Genomic DNA, 17,958 nt, shown 5'->3' on the forward strand with positions numbered 1-17,958 from the left:
CCAACGGTATTTGAAGGGGTCTGGAGTATGAACAAGTCAGTGTCCGCACAAGGTCTGGTGGATGATCCAATCCTGCAATGGGTCACCTTCAAGCTGGACAACGAGTCCTACGGCATCAACGTGATGCGTGTGCAGGAAGTGCTGCGCTACACCGAAATCGCTCCGGTGCCGGGTGCCCCAAGCTACGTGCTGGGCATCATCAACCTGCGCGGCAACGTGGTGACCGTGATCGACACTCGCCAGCGTTTTGGCCTGGTGCCGACCGAAGTCAACGACAACACCCGCATCGTGATCATCGAAGCCGACAAGCAAGTGGTCGGGATCATGGTCGACAGCGTGGCGGAAGTGGTTTACCTGCGCCAATCTGAAGTCGAGACCGCGCCGAACGTCGGCAACGAAGAATCGGCCAAGTTCATCCAGGGTGTCTGCAACAAGAACGGCGAACTGCTGATTCTGGTTGAGCTGGACAAGATGATGAGCGAAGAAGAATGGCAGGATCTGGAGAATATCTGATTGTTCCTTGAGGTAGCGGTGATCGTCCTGGCCATCCTGTGGGCCGGGACTTTGGGCTTTCTGCTGCGCTACGTGCGCCAGCAACGGGAATTGGCTGCTCGACAGGTCGAGCGCGACGCTGCGCGCGACCGGCGAATCCTGGAGCTGGCCAAGCGGGTCGACCACTTCCAGCAAAGCGCGGTGCGTGTGGGGGATGAAGTGCACGAACTGCGTGCGGTGCTGGCGCCGTTGCCGGACAAGCTGTCGGCACTCGAGCAGCGCGACCCGTCGAGCCTCTCATTCGCCCAGGCGGCGAAGCTGGTGGGCATGGGCGCGACGGTGGATGAGCTGACGCAGTCCTGCGGGTTGACCCAGGCTGAAGCGCAGTTGATGAGCCGGCTGCACAAGGACAACTGAAGGTTACGAGCGGCAAGCAGGTTGGCTTGTCGCTTATAGCTGATGCCGATTGCTCAGCCATTCGGCCATGGTCGAGTCTTCGAGCGCATATTCACCACGGTTGGCTTTCCAGACCAACTCCTTCTCCCGCAGCACTTCCAGTGCTTTCTGCACGTTTGGGGTGCTGGCGTTCGGCTCGACCTGGGCCTGCTCCAGTTTGCGGTTCACATCCTGGAAGGTTTTTTCCGCAAAAGGCGAAAACGCTTGCTTGCCCAGGGTTCGTTCACCCATCACTTCGAGTACCGCCTGTTGCAGGGGGGAGAGGTCGTTGTAGGCGCTCTCGTAGTCGCTCCAGATGCCGGCCTGGTGATTCAGTGCTCCCGTCCTCAGCAGCTCGCCAAGATTGCTGGCCTCGCCAAGACCCACGCTCACTTCGGTCAACAGTTTGTTGAGCATTTCCGGGCGCCGGCCGACGAGTTGGAACGCATAGTCCATATCTTCGAGGTTGAACTGGTTGGTTGCGGCCAGGCGCTGGTTCCACAGGTCCGTCACGAACTCCACAAAGTCCCGGCTCAGCAGTGGGAACGGCGTGATGTGGGCGCCGAAGAACGGTTGTTTGCTCTTGAGTACCAGGTTGGCCAGTTTGTCCCGGCTGGACCCGGTGAAGACCAGGCGCAGGCCATCGGTGGTGCTGCTGCCGTTGAGATGATCTCGCGCTGCCTTGAGGGCGAACATGGCGTTCACCCCACCTTCGCTGTTGAGGGCGTGCTGGGCTTCGTCGACGATCAGCACGATCATTTGCCCCGAGACCTGATGCAGCACGTCCAGGGCGTGGCTGAGCGTGGTGCCGGCGGGCAGTTGAGGCTTGGTGAAATCCCAGCTCAAGGTGCGCAGCAGGCTGATCTTGTCGATACCGGCTTTCTTGGCCGCCTTGCTCACCGCGCTTTCGAACTCGCCCAGGGCTTTGCCGATGGCGCCGGAGATCAGCTCGGCGGGGTCGATTTCGCGGTTCATCCAGAGGTCCACGTAAACCGGCAGCCAGCCTCGGGCCTTGCATTCGGGGATGAGGTCGTTGCGCAGGAACGTACTTTTGCCCGTGCGACGAGGCGCCGCGAGGAACATGCCGGAGCTGTAATCGGCAAATGACTCGCCCGCCAAATCACGGGCGAGCGCTTCGGCGAGTAGCTTTCGACTGAGGATTGGGCGGGTGGGGCTCATGGGTTTTATCCTGAACTATCGAGTTCGAGATAATCTATACCTTGAAAGATATAATTGCTATACATCACCCGCCGCAACTGATCATTCCCACGCTCTGCGTGGGAATGCATCCCGTGACGCTCCGCGTCACCACTGCGCAAGACGTGAACTTGGTAGCGCCAGTTGGACGCGGAGCGTCCGAGGCGGCGTTCCCACGCAGAGCGTGGGAACGATCAGCCCGCTCCCTCATTAATAATCGTCGCCTCTTTCCGTCACATCCCGCTCCACCGGCCCCGCGTCCGGGTCATAACCCACCGGGAACTTTCCCTTCAACGTCCAGGCAAACGCGATGATCTCGGCGACGGTGCGGTACAGCTCTTCCGGGATGCTGTCCCCCAGCTCCATGCGCGCCAGTAATTTGACCAGCTCGGCATTTTCGTAGATCGGGACTTCGTTTTCCCGGGCCAGCTTCAGGATGGCTTCGGCCAGGGCGTCGTCGCCCTTGGCCGTCAGGGTCGGTGCTTGTTGCCCGTCGTATTTGAGAGCAATGGCCTGGCGCGGCGGGTTGGGGTTTTTCATGCGGTTTCATCCACCCAGCGTTGTTCCAGTCCGGTTTTCGGGCCGCGCGGCGGGGTGCCGAGGTGGCAGTCCAGGTCGCCGACGTTGAGTCCCGACGACACCAGCCGCTCGCGCAGGCTGCCCAGGTGGCTTTCGATCAGGCTGGCGGTGAACGGACGGGTCGCCCACAGCTGGCTCGACAGTTTGCCCTGGCTCAGTTGCGCCTGGACCTGCAACGGGCCCAGGGGCTCCATGTCGAGGGCCATTTCCACGCGCCAGAGCATTTGCTTGGGGTCCTTGCTGTCCTTGCGTTCCGGCTGGTCCTTGTCGGGGGCCGGTTCTTCACGCTGGAACTTGACCTGCAACGGCACGATGTCCTGCAAGGTACGCATCGGGATTTCCAACTGCCAGGTGGTCAAGAGCTTGCCATCGGCGGTGGTGCCGGTTTGTTCCAGGCTCGACAGCTGATGGCTTTGCAAGCGGGAAATGGCGCCGGCGGCCAGGCGCAGCAGGTTTTCCAGGTCGCTCTCACCTTCGAGGCGTTGCATCAGCCGATCCGGCAGCGGAAAGCCTGCGGGCGCTTGGCGGGCGCCGACCTGGCCGAGGGTGCCCAGCGGGCTGCGCACGAAGCTGGGCAGCAGTTGCGCCAGGGTGTTGGACGCCAGGATCCCATTGAGATTGGTGTTGGCGGGCAGGGCCGGCAGCAGGTCGGCGACGAAGCGCAGCAGGGCGCCCTTCATGTCCAGCGGCGGTATCTGCGGGTTTTGCCCGGCGAGCAGCTTGGCTTCGAGGAATGTGCCGCTGTTCTGGATCAGTTGCGCCAGTACCTTCGGATTGCTGGCTTGGGCCAGGTCGGGCAGGCTCGCCAGCAATCGCTCGGCGGCGGCGCGCAAATCGACCGAGGTGCTGTCGCTGCTGGTCGCCGGCAGGCTTTGCAACGCGGTGAATACCACGTCCAGCGAGCCCTGGCGGCTTTGCTGGGTGGAGAGTTGCTGGGCCACGGCCAGTTGGTCCTGGCGCCCGCTCAGGGGCACAAAGCTCAAGGTCTGGGCACTTTGCACCACGGCGCTGAGCAGGCTGCCGACGCGCAATGGCTGCGGGCTTTCGACGGTCAGGGTCGCGCCGCTGAGGACGTTATTGAGCACCGACACCAGCGAGCGATACACCACCGGCTGGTTGGCACCCTGGGGCAGCGTCTGGGTGGTCAGCACCTTGCCTTGCAGCAGGGTGCCCACCGGCAGTTGGGTGGTGTCGATGCGAGTCAGCGCAGCCACGCTGGAACTCAACGCCTGCTGAAGGCTGATGGACAAATTGCCCGAAGGGGTCTGGCTGACTTCCACCTGGGCGCCAAGCGGCAGCGGCTGGCTGCTGCTGGCCTGCACCAGGGTTTGCCGGCCGCCTTCCAGGGTCAGCTTGAGCAATAACTGAAAGGCATCGCCGCCTTGTTTCAGCGCCAGCACCTCGGCATTCACGGTTTTCCCGGGGTCAATCAGGCCGGTCTGCGGCTCCAGCAGTTTCAGCAGCTCACCCGTCGCAGGCGCGGGCGCAGGCCCGGCCGGCAGCGTCGGAGGAAGCGTGGGAAGATTGATCTCACCGGTCATCGTGCGCGCCGTCTCAAGGGAAATTGCCCTCTTTAGAGTAGGGCATCACATGTATAATGCCGCCCGTCTTCAAAGAGAGCGTTAAAAACAACACAACTGATTGATCCAGCTCTCTAAAAACGGTCGCCAAAGCAGTTAATGTGCATCTCTTTAACGGCCGTTCCACCGCCGACTTGAACCGTAAAGGCCCGCGATCTCTTGACCAGCCCTCTTCTAGAAGCCGTAGCGCTCGCCTGTGAACGTGACCTGCGGATGCTGTTCGAACACCTCGAACTGCGTCTGGCGGGCGGCGACATGGTGCAGGTCAGCGGCCCCAACGGCAGCGGCAAGACCAGCCTGTTGCGCCTGCTGGCCGGCCTGATGCAGCCGACGGCGGGGGAAGTGCGGCTCAATGGCAAACCGTTGCACGAGCAACGCACCGAGCTGGCGCGCAACCTGATCTGGATCGGCCACGCCGCCGGGATCAAGGATGTGCTCACTGCCGAAGAAAACCTCAGTTGGCTCAGCGCCCTGCATCATCCCGCAAGCCGCGAGGCGATCTGGCAGGCCCTCGCTGCCGTTGGCCTGAAGGGTTTCGAAGACGTTCCCTGCCACACCCTGTCCGCCGGCCAGCAGCGCCGCGTGGCCCTGGCCCGTTTGTATCTGGACGGCCCGCCGCTGTGGATTCTCGACGAACCCTTCACCGCCCTCGACAAACAAGGCGTCGCCCAGTTGGAAGAACACCTTGCCGCGCACTGCGAGCAGGGCGGTATGGTGGTCCTGACCACTCACCACACCTTGACGCGCATGCCTGCCGGTTACCGCGACCTCGACCTGGGCCGGTGGTCGGTATGAGTGTTTTTGCCCTGTTGGTCGCCCGCGAAGCGCGGTTACTCTGTCGCCGCCCGGCCGAATTGGCCAACCCGCTGGTGTTCTTCGCGATAGTGATCGCGCTCTTCCCGTTGGCGGTGGGCCCCGAGACTAAACTGTTGCAAACCTTGTCTCCGGGACTGGTCTGGGTGGCGGCGCTTTTGTCGGTCCTGCTCTCGCTGGACGGGCTGTTTCGCAGTGATTTCGAAGATGGTTCCCTTGAGCAGTGGGTCCTTTCGTCGCACCCCCTGCCACTTCTGGTATTGGCCAAGGTACTGGCACACTGGGCGTTTTCCGGCCTGGCGCTGGTATTGCTCGCGCCGTTGCTGGCGATGATGCTGGGATTGCCCACCGAGTGCCTGCCGGTGTTGCTCCTGTCATTATTGCTGGGTACGCCGGTGCTCAGTTTGTTAGGCGCCGTAGGTGCGGCGCTGACGGTCGGTTTGAAACGCGGCGGCCTGTTGTTGGCCCTGCTGATTCTGCCTTTGTATATCCCGGTGTTGATCCTGGGCAGCGGTGCTTTGCAAGCCGCGCTCCAGGGCATGCCGGCGACCGGTTACCTCCTGTGGCTTGGCAGCCTGGCCGCCCTGGCGGTAACCCTGACACCCTTTGCTATAGCGGCTGGCCTGAAGATCAGCGTCGGCGAATAATGAGGTCTGGTTAAGCGATATAACCTTAACCAGTAAAGACCCTAAGCTTCTCGCAACGACGAGAAGCAACCGTGATGGAAACAGCATGAACTGGACCTGGTTTCACAAGCTCGGCTCGCCCAAATGGTTTTACGGCATCAGTGGCAAACTGCTGCCGTGGTTGAGCATCGCCGCCGTATTGCTGATCGGCATCGGCCTGGTCTGGGGCCTGGCCTTCGCGCCGCCGGACTACCAGCAAGGCAACAGCTTTCGCATCATCTATATCCATGTTCCCGCCGCGATGCTGGCCCAGTCCTGCTACGTGATGCTGGCGGTGTGCGGCGTCGTCGGCCTGGTGTGGAAGATGAAGCTGGCGGACGTCGCCTTGCAATGCGCCGCGCCCATCGGTGCCTGGATGACCGCCGTGGCGCTGGTCACCGGGGCGATCTGGGGCAAGCCGACCTGGGGTTCGTGGTGGGTCTGGGACGCGCGCCTCACCTCGATGCTGATCCTGCTGTTCCTGTATTTCGGCCTGATCGCCCTGGGCAACGCCATCAGCAACCGTGACAGCGCCGCCAAGGCCTGCGCGGTGCTGGCGATTGTCGGCGTGATCAACATCCCGATCATCAAATACTCGGTGGAGTGGTGGAACACCCTGCACCAGGGCGCCACCTTCACCCTCACCGAAAAGCCGGCAATGCCCGTGGAAATGTGGGCGCCACTGCTGCTGATGGTGCTGGGGTTCTACTGCTTCTTCGGCGCCGTGCTGCTGATGCGCATGCGCCTCGAAGTGCTCAAGCGTGAAGCCCGCACCAGTTGGGTCAAGGCCGAAGTGCAAAACAGCCTGGGAGCCCGTGGATGAGCTTCAACTCTTTCAGTGATTTTCTCGCCATGGGCCATCACGCCCTGTACGTCTGGACGGCCTATGGCATCTGCCTGGCGGTGCTGGCCCTCAACGTCGCCGCGCCGATCCTGGCCCGCAAGCGTTACCTGCAACAAGAGGCGCGTCGTTTGCGCCGGGAGACCGAAAAGTGAATCCGCTGCGTAGAAAGCGTCTGTTGATCATCCTGGCCATCATGGCCGGTGTGGGCATTGCCGTGACCCTGGCCCTGAGCGCCTTGCGGGAGAACATCAACCTGTTCTACACCCCGACCCAGATCGCCAACGGCGAAGCACCGCTGGACACGCGAATCCGTGCCGGTGGCATGGTCGAGAAGGGCTCGCTGCAACGTTCCGGGGACTCTCTGGACGTGAAATTCATCGTCACCGACTTCAACAAATCCGTGACCATCACCTACCGCGGCATCCTCCCGGACCTGTTCCGCGAAGGGCAGGGCATCGTCGCCCTCGGCAAGCTCAACGCCGACGGCGTGGTAGTGGCCGATGAAGTGCTGGCCAAGCACGATGAAAAATACATGCCACCGGAAGTCACCAAGGCCCTCAAAGACAGCGGCCAATCCGCCCCGACCCCCGCCAAGGAGGGCTAAGTCATGACGTCCGCATTGTTTATTCCAGAGCTGGGCCAGTTGGCGATGATCCTCGCCCTGTGCTTCGCCATCGTCCAGGCCGTGGTCCCGTTGCTGGGCGCCTGGCGCGGTGACCGCCTGTGGATGAGCCTGGCCCAGCCGGCCGCCTGGGGCCAGTTCGCCTTTCTGGTGTTCGCCTTCGGTTGCCTGACCTACGCCTTCATGACCGACGACTTTTCCGTCGCCTATGTCGCCAACAACTCCAACAGCGCCTTGCCCTGGTACTACAAGTTCAGTGCCGTGTGGGGTGCCCACGAAGGTTCGTTGCTGCTGTGGGCGTTGATCCTCGGCGGCTGGACCTTTGCTGTCTCGATCTTCTCCCGCCAACTGCCGCAAGTCATGCTGGCCCGGGTGCTGGCGGTGATGGGCATGATCAGCATCGGCTTCCTGCTGTTCCTGATCATGACTTCCAACCCGTTCACCCGCATCCTGCCGCAGATCCCGGTAGACGGCCACGACCTCAACCCGCTGCTGCAAGACATCGGCCTGATCGTGCACCCGCCGATGCTCTACATGGGCTACGTCGGGTTCTCGGTCGCCTTCGCCTTTGCCATCGCCGCCTTGCTCGGCGGACGCCTCGATGCCGCCTGGGCGCGCTGGTCGCGGCCGTGGACCATCGTCGCCTGGGCGTTCCTCGGCATCGGCATCACCTTGGGCTCTTGGTGGGCCTACTACGAACTCGGCTGGGGCGGCTGGTGGTTCTGGGACCCGGTGGAAAACGCCTCCTTCATGCCCTGGTTGGTGGGCACGGCGCTGATTCACTCGTTGGCAGTCACTGAAAAACGCGGCGTGTTCAAAAGCTGGACCGTGTTGCTGGCCATCGCCGCGTTTTCCCTGAGCCTGCTGGGTACGTTCCTGGTGCGTTCCGGCGTACTGACATCGGTTCACGCGTTTGCCTCCGACCCGGAGCGCGGCGTGTTCATCCTGATCTTCCTGCTGTTCGTGGTCGGCGGCTCGCTGACCCTGTTCGCCCTGCGTGCGCCAGTGGTCAAGAGCCACGTGGGCTTCAACCTCTGGTCCCGGGAAACCCTGTTGCTGGGCAATAACCTGGTGCTGGTGGTGGCGGCTTCGATGATCCTGCTCGGCACCTTGTACCCGTTGGTCCTGGATGCCCTGAGCGGCGCCAAACTGTCCGTCGGCCCGCCGTACTTCAACGCACTGTTCATCCCGTTGATGGCGCTGTTGATGGTGGTGATGGCGGTCGGCGTACTGGTGCGCTGGAAAGACACCCCGGTGAAATGGCTGGTGGGCATGCTCACCCCGGTACTGCTGGGCAGCGCCGCGCTGGCCGTGATCGCCGGTATAGCCTACGGCGACTTCAACTGGGCCGTGCTCGCCACCTTCATGCTGGCTGCCTGGGTATTGCTGGCCGGCGTACGTGACCTGATCGACAAGACCCGCCACAAAGGTTTGATCAAAGGCCTGCCGACCATGACCCGCAGCTACTGGGGCATGCAGGTCGCGCATATCGGCATCGCCGTGTGTGCGCTGGGCGTGGTGTTGTCCAGCCAGAACAGTGCCGAGCGCGACCTGCGCCTGGCGCCCGGCGAGTCCATGGACCTGGCCGGTTACCACTTTATTTTCGAAGGCGCCAAGCACTTCGAAGGCCCGAACTTCACCTCCGACAAAGGCACCGTACGTGTGGTGCGCAATGGCAAGGAAGTGGCGGTGTTGCACCCGGAAAAACGCCTGTACACCGTACAAAGCTCGATGATGACCGAAGCCGGGATCGACGCCGGTTTCACCCGCGACCTCTACGTCGCCCTGGGTGAACCGCTGGGCGATGGCGCCTGGGCCGTGCGGGTCCACGTCAAACCGTTTGTGCGCTGGATCTGGTTCGGCGGCCTGCTCACTGGCTTCGGTGGTTTGCTGGCAGCGATGGACCGGCGCTACCGGGTCAAGGTCAAGAGCCGGGTGCGTGAAGCCCTCGGCCTGCAAGGAGCGGCGGTATGAAGCGTTGGTTGATGGTGTTACCCCTGGCGGCGTTCCTGGTGGTGGCGGTGTTCCTGTATCGCGGGCTGTACCTGGACCCGGCCGAGTTGCCGTCGGCCATGATCGGCAAACAATTCCCGGCGTTCTCGCTGCCGACGGTGCAGGGCGACAAAACCCTGACCCAGGCTGACTTGCTGGGCAAACCGGCGCTGGTCAATGTGTGGGGCACCTGGTGCATTTCCTGCCGCGTCGAGCACCCGGTGCTGAACAAGCTGGCGGAGCAGGGCGTGGTGATCTACGGCATTAACTACAAGGACGACAACGCTGCCGCCCTGAAGTGGCTGGCAGAGTTCCATAACCCGTACCAGCTGGATATCCGCGACGAAGACGGCAACCTCGGCCTGAACCTCGGCGTCTACGGCGCCCCGGAAACCTTCTTCATCGACGCCAAGGGCGTGATCCGCGACAAGTACGTGGGCGTGATCGATGAAGTGGTGTGGCGCGAACAACTGGCCGCCAAATACCAGGCGCTGGTGGATGAGGCCAAGCCATGAAGCGTTGGTTAGCCGCCGCTGTATTGGGCTTGAGCATGGTCGGCGTGGCCCACGCCGCCATCGACACCTACGAATTTGCCAAGGACGGAGACCGCGAGCGTTTTCGCGAACTGACCAAGGAACTGCGCTGCCCCAAGTGCCAGAACCAGGACATCGCCGACTCCAACGCACCGATCGCCGCCGACCTGCGCAAAGAGATTTTCCGCATGCTCGGCGAGGGCAAGGACAATCAGCAGATCATCGACTTCATGGTCGACCGCTACGGTGACTTCGTGCGCTACAAGCCGGCGCTCACCGGCAAGACTGCGCTGCTGTGGTTCGGCCCGGCCGGGTTGTTGCTCGCCGGTGTCGTGGTGATGGCGGTGATTGTGCGCCGCCGTCGTGTCGCCCCGGCCGATGGCTCGGACTCGCTTTCCGTCGATGAGCGTCAACGCCTCGACCAACTGCTGGACAAAAAAACTGATGATTGATTTCTGGCTCGCAGCCGGTCTGCTGCTTCTGATTGCCTTGAGTTTCCTGCTGATCCCGGTGTTACGCGGCCGCCGTGCCCAGCGTGAAGAGGATCGCACCGCGCTGAACGTGGCGCTGTATCAAGAACGTGTGGCGGAGCTGCAAACCCAGCAGTCCGAAGGCGTGCTGGATGCGGCCCAACTGGACAGCGGGCGCGCCGAAGCGGCCCGTGAGTTGCTGGCCGATACCGAAGGTGTGGAAAAGCCCCGGGAGTCACGCCTCGGCAAACCGTTGCCGTTGCTCGCGGCCTTTCTGGTGCCGGTGCTGGGCGTGGCGCTGTACCTGCATTACGGCGCCAGTGACAAGGTCGAACTGACCCGCGAATTCTCCCAGCCGCCGGTGTCCATGGAAGACATGACCCGCCGCCTTGAGCGCGCCGCAGCGGCCCAGCCGGACTCGCCCGAAGGCCTGTACTTCCTCGGTCGCGCCTACATGGCCCAGGACCGTTCCGCCGATGCGGCCAAAGTCTTCGAACGCACCGTGGCCCTGGCCGGCCGCCAGCCGGAATTGCTTGGCCAGTGGGCCCAGGCCCAGTACTTTGCCGACAACAAACAGTGGTCGCCCAAGGTCCAGGCCTTGACCGACGAAGCACTGAAACTCGATCCGAAAGAAGTCACCAGCCTTGGCCTGCTGGGCATCGCCGCCTTTGAAGGCCAGCGTTACCAGGAAGCGATCGACTACTGGAACCGCCTGCTGGCGCAACTGCCGCCGGAAGACAACTCCCGTGTCGCACTGCAAGGCGGGATTGACCGGGCTGCCGAGAAGCTCAGAGAGAGCGGCGGTAGCGTGGCGCCCGTGAAGGCACAAAAGCAGATGCAAGTGCGTGTGGACCTGGCGCCGGATGTGAAGGCCAAGGCCTTTCCGACCGACAGCGTGTTCATTTTCGCCCGCGCCGTCAAAGGCCCGCCGGCGCCATTGGCCGCCAAGCGCGTGACCGTCGCCGACCTGCCGATCACCGTCGAACTGGGCGATGCCGACGCGATGATGCCGCAGTTGAAACTGTCCAACTTTCCCGAAGTCCAACTGGTTGCGCGCATATCCCGGGCAGGTGTTCCGACAGCTGGCGAGTGGATCGGCCGCAGCCAACCCTTGGCCAGCAGCACCACTGCGCTGCAGCAGCTGACCATCGACAGTCCGGATAAATAATTCGAGGAAATGCCCATGACCGCTATCGCACGTATCACCCTGCTCAGCCTGGTATTGGGGTTGAGTGCTTGTGCGGTCCATCGGCCTCCGTCGCCTACCGGGCCGACCATTCCACCGACAGGGCCGTCGACCCAGCCGAGCACACAGCCAGGCACCCAGCCTTCCGGCCCGGTGATCAAACCGTCGAAGCCGGTGCCTAGCTCCTCGCCGACCTTCGCACCTCCGCCAGGTGCTGCCAGCCACTGGGACGGGAAGATGCAGGTGTATGTGCTGGATGAACAGCCGGACACGTTCTACCGCCAGCGCACCTACTACCGTTGGAGCAACGGCTGGAGCCGCTCCATCAGCCCGAACGGGCCTTGGGAAGAGACCGACGTCCATGGCGTGCCGCCGGGGTTGAGCAAGCAGTACGCGCAATAAGAAAAGGCGACCTTCGGGTCGCCTTTTTCATGGCTGGTTTGGAATACAGTCCACCCAACAACAAAGCTCAAATGTGGGAGCGGGCTTGCTCGCGAATACGGTGTGTCAGCCAACAAATCGGGCACTGATATACCGTATTCGCGAGCAAGCCCCCCACATTTTTAATCTCGTTTGATTTGAAACTACGCCTGCTCCTCAGTCTGCCTCGACGCACCTATCCAATGGATCACCCCGGCAATCACCCCCAGCATCACCCCAAACTCGACAATCCCCATCCAGCCCAACCGTTCCATCAACCAGCCGCTGACCGTCGCCCCCACCGCGCCGCCAAAAAACGTCGCCGTCATGTACAAACTGTTGATGCGGCCCTGGGCTTTCGGGTCCACCGCAAACGCCCGCGTCTGATTCGACACCAACCCCGACTGCACCCCGATATCCAGCACGATCACCCCCAGCACCAGCAAAATAATCGAGGTTTCTGCCCCCGCCAGCAGCAGGAATGCCAAGGTGACAATACCAATACTCGCCCCAATCACCTTGCGTGAACCCAACCGGTCGGAAGCCCGTCCACCAAGCGACGCCGCCAATGCACCTGCCGCCCCGATAATCCCGAAGCCACCGGCCCAGGCACTGCCCAACTGCCACGGCCCGTGGGCCAGCAACGCTGCCAGATTCACCCAGAACGCATTGAAGCAAGCCCACAACAACGCCTGCACCATCATCGACTGGCGAATCGGGCTGTTGTCGCGCATCAGCGGCCACAGCGAAGCCAGCAGGCGAGGGTAGGACAGGTTGGTGCTGGGCACGCCCCGTGGCAGCAGCTTGGCGGCGGCGATCCACACCGGGATCATGAAGGCCGCTTCCATCGCGTACACCGCCCGCCAGCCATAAGCCTCACCGACCACGCCGGCGATCGTGCGCCCCAGCAGAATGCCCACCATGATCCCGCTGACCACCGTGCCCACATTGCGCCCACGTTCGTGGGGCTGTGACATCACCGCCGCGAACGGCACCAGCTGCTGCGGTACACAGCTCACAATCCCCAAGCCAAAAGATGCTGTGACCAGCGCCCAGATACCCGGTGAAAACGCCGCCGCCAGGGCGAAACAGAATGCCAGGGCGATTTGCCCCAGCACCAGTTTGCGCCGGTCAAAACGGTCGCCCATCGGCAGCAGCAACGCCAGCCCGGTAGCAAAACCCAACAGAGCGGAACCGGCCACCAGGTCCACGGTGGTCACGTCCACGCCCATGTCCGAAGCGATCAGTGGCAGGATCGGCTGGGTGCAGTAAATATTGGTGATCACCGCGCCGGCGATCACCGCCATCATGATGATCTTGCCGCGCGGCGCGACCGCAGGGGCTGTGGAAGTGTGGGATGTCATCGGTTGGCCACTCACGGCGATCTCCTTCAATGCAGGTCTCCGGGGGCGGAGATGAGTGGACAACGTTACGCACTCGCGCTTGGCAGGATAATCCCCTAGGATTTGGAATCATCCTTCCAGAATTTGATAGGTTGCCATGAACCGTCTTGAATCCATGTCCATCTTCGTTGCCGTGGTTGATGCAGGCAGCCTGACCGCTGCCGCGCGGCGCCTCGACATGCCGCTGGCCAGCGTCAGCCGCAAGGTGGCTGAACTTGAGACGCACCTGAAAACCCGCCTGCTGCACCGCACCACGCGCCAGCTGTCGTTGACCGATGCCGGCGCCTCCTACCTCGACGCGTGCCGGCGGATTCTTGAAGACATCAGCGAGGCTGAGCGCGCGGCCACCGGCGAATATTCCCAGCCCCGGGGCGAATTGGTGGTCACCGCACCCGTGGTCTTCGGACGGCTGCACATCGTGCCGGTGGTGGCAGAATTTCTGGCGCAGTACCCGGAGATCGACATCAACCTGATCCTCACCGACCGCGTCGTGCACCTGATGGAAGAACATTGCGACGTGGCCGTGCGCATCGGTGAACTGCCCGACAGCTCGCTCAAGGCCATGCAGGTGGGCACGGTGCGGCGGGTGGTGTGTGCCAGCCCGGCGTACCTCGCCGCTCGCGGTATACCAGCCGAACCCCAGGACCTAGCGGCACATGACTGCATCACTTTCGAAGTGCTGGCATCCCAAGGGGCGTGGGGATTTGGCGCGGGTAAAACCGGGCTCTCGGTACCGGTGCATTCGCGGTTGTCGGTGAACACCGCAGAAGCGGCGATTGCGGCGGCGACGTTGGGAGTTGGGGTGATTCGGGTGCTGTCGTATCAAGTGGCGGATGCGCTGCGGGAAGAGGCATTGGCGGTGGTGCTTGAGGCATATGAGTCGGCGCCGCTGCCCATCAGTTTGGTGCACAAAGGCCAGTCACCGTTACCGCTGAAGCTGCGGGCGTTTCTGGATTTTATAATGCCGCGATTGCGCGCCCGCATCGCCCAATAACACCGACGAATTTGAACCTGATGAAAATCAAAATGTGTGAGCTGGCTTGCCTGCGATAGCGGTGTATCAGGTTTTGAAACTGTTGCTGATACACCGCTATTGCGGGCAAGCCCGGCTCCCACATTGGATTTACGTTGCCAGTTAGATCTCGGCAAGGCGCGACTTTAGAAACTCCAGGGCATCTTTAAACACCTGATGCCACTCTTCTGACGACTCGCTCGCCAGCGGGTGCCAGAAGAACTGGAACTCGTGGCCGCCATCATCCTCTGCAAAATGGGTCCAGGTATCTGGCAGGTCTTCAGGGATCAGGCATTGATGAAAGGCCCATGTATGCCCCGTGGACGCTGAGTGCCAAGTGCCCAGGTCACGTATCACCTTGCCGGTTATCCCGGCTTCTTCCTGTAATTCCCGAATCGCAGCTGCGTCGGTGCTTTCGCCAGGCTCCACGCTGCCCTTGACCAGTTGAAGGCCGGCCAGTGGGTGTTTGAAGGCGAGGATTTCCAGCGATTGGCGGGTTCGCAGAACGACCGGACATGCCTTGTCTTTTCCCATCACGTTGCGCTCTTGCACATATTGACACCAGCTATTGCACCACAGTCCGGCACATTTCCAACCCCGGGCGAAGACCTTTCATTAGATCGTTCCCACGCTCTGCGTGGGAATGCATCCCGTGACGCTCCGCGTCACCACTGCGCAAGACTTCAACCTTCCATCCCCAGCTGGACGCAGAGCGTCCGAGGCGGCATTCCCACGCAGAGCGTGGGAACGATCAAAGTCCTACAGCTACTTCCAACCTTTCATCAAACCTTCATCAAACGGTTTTACTCCAGTCATGTGCAAGTCATAGGGCTGACACAGCCCGCGCCTACTGTCGTTTGAACTCAAACGCAGCCACGGACGGCTGTTCAACCAGACAGAGAAGCCCATGACTCCAGCTATCCATGTCGATCATCTGAACAAGACCTTTGCGAAAAAATCCGCATTGGTCGACCTCGAGCTTACCGTTGCCACCGGTGAGATGGTCGCGCTGATTGGCGCTTCCGGCTCCGGCAAATCCACTTTGCTGCGCCACCTCGCGGGCCTGGCCTGTTGCGACAAGAGCCACGGCGGCAGCGTCAAGGTGCTGGGCCGGGAAGTGCAGGCCAGCGGGCGGTTGAATGGCAAGGTGCGGCGCCTGCGCGCCGACATCGGCTACATCTTCCAGCAGTTCAACCTAGTCAACCGCCTGAGCGTGCTCGACAACGTGCTGCTCGGTTGCCTGGGCCGCATGCCGAGCTGGCGTGGCAACCTCGGGTTGTTCAACGCCGAGGAAAAACAGTTCGCCATGGAGTCCCTGGCCCGTGTCGGCCTGGCGGACCTGGCCGCGCAACGCGCCTCTACCTTGTCCGGCGGCCAGCAGCAGCGCGTAGCCATTGCCCGCGCTTTGACGCAACGCGCCGAAGTGATCCTCGCCGATGAACCCATCGCCTCCCTGGACCCGGAGTCGGCGCGCAAGGTCATGGAGATCCTCGCCGACATCAACGGCCGCGACGGCAAGACCGTGGTGGTCACCCTTCACCAGGTCGATTACGCCATGCGCTATTGCCCCCGAGCCGTGGCGCTCAAGGGTGGGCGGATTCACTTCGATGGGCAGGCCAGCGACCTGAGCAGCCAGTTCCTCAATGATTTGTACGGTGCTGATGTCGACACCAGCCTGATGTTTTCCGACCAGACCCGCACACCCGTCGTCCCCGCACGGTTGGCCCTGGCCCGCGCTTGAAACCTTACTAACGACCCACAGGAATCCTCTCCATGTTGAACCGTATCGGTCATGTGTTTCTGTCCGCCGTGCTGTTAGCCAGCGTGGCCATGGGCAACGCCCAGGCCGCCGACAAGGCGATCAATTTCGGCATCATGTCCACCGAGTCTTCGCAGAACCTCAAGAGCATCTGGCAGCCCTTTCTGGATGACATGCACAAGAAGACCGGCCTGACCATCAACGCCACTTTCGCCTCCGACTACGCCGGCCTGATTCAGGGCATGCGTTTCAACAAGGTCGACGTGGCCTGGCTGGGCAACAAGGCGGCGATGGAAGCGGTAGACCGTTCCAACGGCGAAATCTTCGCCCAGACCGCCGCCGCCAACGGGGCTGCCGGCTACTGGAGCGTGCTGATCGTGCGCAAGGACAGCCCGATCAACAACGTCGATGACATGCTCAAGAACGCCAAGAACCTGACCTTCGGCAACGGTGACCCGAACTCCACCTCGGGCTACCTGGTACCCGGCTACTACGTGTTCGCCAAGAACCATGTCGACGCCGCCACCGCCTTCAAGCGCACCCTCAACTCCAGCCATGAAGTCAACGCACTGAGCGTGGCCAAGGGGCAGTTGGACGTTGCCACCTTCAACACCGAAAGCTGGGACCGCCTGGAAGTCACCCAGCCGGAAAAGGCCGCGATGCTCAAGGTGATCTGGAAGTCGCCGCTGATCCCCGCCGACCCGATGGTGTGGAGCAAGGCCCTGAGCGACAGCGAGAAGACCAAGATCCGCGATTTCTTCGCCAACTACGGTGACACCGACGAAGAGAAGGCCGTGCTGAAGAACATGCAACTGGGCAAGTTCCTCAAGTCCAGCGACGACCAGCTGTTGCCGATCCGCCAGCTGGAGCTGTTCAAGCAGCGCACCACCATCAGCGCCGACGACAAGCTGGAAGCCGCTGACAAGGCCAAGAAGCTCGCGGATATCGACGCCGACCTCGCCAAGCTGCAACAGCGCATCACCGAACTGGACAAAAAGACCGCAGCCAACGGCTAACCCCCTGTAGGAATCGGGTTCATGTGGGAGCGGGCTTGCTCGCGAATACGGTGCGTCATTCAACGCATCCGGCGACTGAGTCACCGCATTCGCGAGCAAGCCCGCTCCCACATTAAGCCCAGTTCCAACCCTACACCGAGAGTGACCCATGACTACCTTGCATGCTGAAGCAGTGGGCAAAAGGACTTGGCCGCAATACCTGGGCTGGGGCCTGTTCCTGATCCTGCTGGCCTGGGCCTGGCACGGCGCCGAGATGAACCCGCTGGCGCTGTACCGCGATTCCGGGAACATGGCGACTTTCGCCGCCGACTTCTTCCCGCCGGACTTCCACGAATGGCGCTCCTACCTCAAGGAGATGATCGTCACCGTGCAAATCGCCCTCTGGGGCACGGTGCTGGCGATTGTCTGCTCGGTGCCGCTGGGCATCCTGTGCGCCGACAACATCACGCCGTGGTGGATTCACCAGCCACTGCGCCGGGTGATGGATGCGTTCCGCTCGATCAACGAAATGGTATTCGCCATGTTGTTCGTGGTCGCGGTGGGCCTCGGTCCTTTCGCGGGTGTGCTGGCTTTGTGGATCAGCACCACCGGGGTCCTCGCCAAGCTGTTTGCCGAAGCCGTCGAAGCCATCGACCCGGGCCCCGTTGAAGGTGTGCGAGCCACCGGCGCGAGTGCCTTGCAGGAAGTGATCTACGGCGTGATCCCGCAAGTGATGCCGCTGTGGGTGTCCTACGCGCTCTACCGCTTCGAGGCCAACGTGCGCTCGGCGACGGTGGTGGGGATGGTCGGTGCCGGCGGGATCGGGGTGATCCTCTGGGAGAACATCCGCGCTTTCCAGTTCGTGCAGACCTGCGCGGTGCTGCTGGTGATCATCGTGGTGGTGAGCTGTATCGACGTGCTGTCCCAACGCCTGCGCAAGCAGTTCATCTGACGTCGGAGG

Annotated in this window: 21 protein-coding genes; 16 read left to right on the forward strand and 5 right to left on the reverse strand. The window is 62.2% G+C overall.

What is annotated here, in order from left to right; all coding sequences use genetic code 11:
- The first annotated feature begins 27 nt into the window (after window positions 1-27).
- Both D109_RS0114130 and D109_RS0114135 read left to right on the forward strand, forming a co-directional pair.
- The gene (locus D109_RS0114130) at window positions 28-513 is read left to right on the forward strand and encodes a chemotaxis protein CheW (protein WP_003210641.1); all 486 of its coding nucleotides are present in this window, start codon (window positions 28-30) and stop codon (window positions 511-513) included.
- Entirely contained in the window at window positions 514-909 is a 396-nt protein-coding gene (locus D109_RS0114135; protein WP_017477477.1) for a DUF2802 domain-containing protein, read from the forward strand. It begins immediately after the preceding gene.
- Between the two features lie 33 nt (window positions 910-942).
- Here D109_RS0114135 and D109_RS0114140 read toward each other — a convergent pair whose 3' ends face one another.
- The 3 genes from D109_RS0114140 to D109_RS0114150 form a co-directional block, all read right to left on the reverse strand.
- The gene (locus D109_RS0114140) at window positions 943-2,106 is read right to left on the reverse strand and encodes a hypothetical protein (protein ID WP_017477478.1); all 1,164 of its coding nucleotides are present in this window, start codon (window positions 2,104-2,106) and stop codon (window positions 943-945) included.
- Between the two features lie 228 nt (window positions 2,107-2,334).
- On the reverse strand, window positions 2,335-2,664 hold the full coding sequence (locus tag D109_RS0114145; RefSeq protein WP_003210638.1) for an EscU/YscU/HrcU family type III secretion system export apparatus switch protein: 330 nt from the start codon (window positions 2,662-2,664) through the stop codon (window positions 2,335-2,337).
- The gene (locus D109_RS0114150) at window positions 2,661-4,244 is read right to left on the reverse strand and encodes a flagellar hook-length control protein FliK (RefSeq protein ID WP_017477479.1); all 1,584 of its coding nucleotides are present in this window, start codon (window positions 4,242-4,244) and stop codon (window positions 2,661-2,663) included. The genes D109_RS0114145 and D109_RS0114150 overlap by 4 nt, the downstream gene beginning before the upstream one ends.
- A 252-nt stretch (window positions 4,245-4,496) precedes the next feature.
- Here D109_RS0114150 and ccmA point away from each other — a divergent pair, with 252 nt between their 5' ends.
- From ccmA to D109_RS0114200, 10 genes are all read left to right on the forward strand, one after another.
- A complete protein-coding gene (gene ccmA / locus D109_RS0114155) occupies window positions 4,497-5,078 on the forward strand; it encodes a cytochrome c biogenesis heme-transporting ATPase CcmA (RefSeq protein ID WP_017477480.1) in 582 nt (193 codons plus the stop codon).
- Complete coding sequence (gene ccmB / locus D109_RS0114160; protein WP_003210635.1) at window positions 5,075-5,743, forward strand: heme exporter protein CcmB; 669 nt, start codon at window positions 5,075-5,077, stop codon at window positions 5,741-5,743. The genes ccmA and ccmB overlap by 4 nt, the downstream gene beginning before the upstream one ends.
- A gap of 85 nt (window positions 5,744-5,828) precedes the next feature.
- Window positions 5,829-6,584 (forward strand): heme ABC transporter permease, encoded by a 756-nt coding sequence (locus D109_RS0114165; RefSeq protein ID WP_017477481.1) that lies wholly within the window; start codon window positions 5,829-5,831, stop codon window positions 6,582-6,584.
- Entirely contained in the window at window positions 6,581-6,757 is a 177-nt protein-coding gene (gene ccmD / locus D109_RS0114170; protein ID WP_008434788.1) for a heme exporter protein CcmD, read from the forward strand. The genes D109_RS0114165 and ccmD overlap by 4 nt, the downstream gene beginning before the upstream one ends.
- Window positions 6,754-7,209: a cytochrome c maturation protein CcmE gene (gene ccmE, locus D109_RS0114175; RefSeq protein ID WP_008434786.1), complete on the forward strand. Its 456-nt coding sequence runs from the start codon at window positions 6,754-6,756 to the stop codon at window positions 7,207-7,209. Before ccmD ends, ccmE begins: the two co-directional genes overlap by 4 nt.
- A 3-nt stretch (window positions 7,210-7,212) precedes the next feature.
- The gene (locus D109_RS0114180) at window positions 7,213-9,201 is read left to right on the forward strand and encodes a heme lyase CcmF/NrfE family subunit (RefSeq protein WP_017477482.1); all 1,989 of its coding nucleotides are present in this window, start codon (window positions 7,213-7,215) and stop codon (window positions 9,199-9,201) included.
- Window positions 9,198-9,734, forward strand: a complete 537-nt coding sequence (locus D109_RS0114185) for a DsbE family thiol:disulfide interchange protein (RefSeq protein ID WP_017477483.1) — start codon at window positions 9,198-9,200, stop codon at window positions 9,732-9,734. Before D109_RS0114180 ends, D109_RS0114185 begins: the two co-directional genes overlap by 4 nt.
- The gene (locus D109_RS0114190; RefSeq protein ID WP_010166149.1) at window positions 9,731-10,204 is read left to right on the forward strand and encodes a cytochrome c-type biogenesis protein; all 474 of its coding nucleotides are present in this window, start codon (window positions 9,731-9,733) and stop codon (window positions 10,202-10,204) included. The genes D109_RS0114185 and D109_RS0114190 overlap by 4 nt, the downstream gene beginning before the upstream one ends.
- The gene (gene ccmI, locus D109_RS0114195; RefSeq protein WP_017477484.1) at window positions 10,197-11,390 is read left to right on the forward strand and encodes a c-type cytochrome biogenesis protein CcmI; all 1,194 of its coding nucleotides are present in this window, start codon (window positions 10,197-10,199) and stop codon (window positions 11,388-11,390) included. Before D109_RS0114190 ends, ccmI begins: the two co-directional genes overlap by 8 nt.
- A 15-nt stretch (window positions 11,391-11,405) precedes the next feature.
- A complete protein-coding gene (locus D109_RS0114200; RefSeq protein WP_003210627.1) occupies window positions 11,406-11,810 on the forward strand; it encodes a hypothetical protein in 405 nt (134 codons plus the stop codon).
- A gap of 182 nt (window positions 11,811-11,992) precedes the next feature.
- Here the strand turns inward: D109_RS0114200 and D109_RS0114205 are convergent, their stop codons facing one another.
- Window positions 11,993-13,192, reverse strand: coding sequence for an MFS transporter (locus tag D109_RS0114205; RefSeq protein WP_085988729.1), 1,200 nt, complete (start codon window positions 13,190-13,192; stop codon window positions 11,993-11,995).
- Between the two features lie 136 nt (window positions 13,193-13,328).
- On the opposite strand from D109_RS0114205, the gene D109_RS0114210 reads away from it, so the two are divergent.
- On the forward strand, window positions 13,329-14,225 hold the full coding sequence (locus tag D109_RS0114210) for a LysR family transcriptional regulator (protein WP_026077962.1): 897 nt from the start codon (window positions 13,329-13,331) through the stop codon (window positions 14,223-14,225).
- Window positions 14,226-14,366: 141 nt separating this feature from the next.
- Here the strand turns inward: D109_RS0114210 and D109_RS0114215 are convergent, their stop codons facing one another.
- Window positions 14,367-14,777, reverse strand: a complete 411-nt coding sequence (locus tag D109_RS0114215) for an NUDIX domain-containing protein (RefSeq protein ID WP_017477487.1) — start codon at window positions 14,775-14,777, stop codon at window positions 14,367-14,369.
- A gap of 373 nt (window positions 14,778-15,150) precedes the next feature.
- On the opposite strand from D109_RS0114215, the gene phnC reads away from it, so the two are divergent.
- The 3 genes from phnC (at window position 15,151) to phnE (ending at window position 17,949) form a co-directional block, all read left to right on the forward strand.
- Window positions 15,151-15,984: a phosphonate ABC transporter ATP-binding protein gene (phnC, locus tag D109_RS0114220; protein WP_017477488.1), complete on the forward strand. Its 834-nt coding sequence runs from the start codon at window positions 15,151-15,153 to the stop codon at window positions 15,982-15,984.
- Window positions 15,985-16,016: 32 nt separating this feature from the next.
- Window positions 16,017-17,018, forward strand: coding sequence for a phosphonate ABC transporter substrate-binding protein (phnD, locus tag D109_RS0114225; protein ID WP_017477489.1), 1,002 nt, complete (start codon window positions 16,017-16,019; stop codon window positions 17,016-17,018).
- A 148-nt stretch (window positions 17,019-17,166) separates the two neighbouring features.
- A complete protein-coding gene (phnE, locus tag D109_RS0114230; RefSeq protein ID WP_003210621.1) occupies window positions 17,167-17,949 on the forward strand; it encodes a phosphonate ABC transporter, permease protein PhnE in 783 nt (260 codons plus the stop codon).
- Window positions 17,950-17,958 lie beyond the last annotated feature (9 nt).

Source organism: Pseudomonas sp. PAMC 26793, from assembly GCF_000313235.1.
In the GTDB taxonomy this organism is placed as follows: domain Bacteria; phylum Pseudomonadota; class Gammaproteobacteria; order Pseudomonadales; family Pseudomonadaceae; genus Aquipseudomonas; species Aquipseudomonas yamanorum.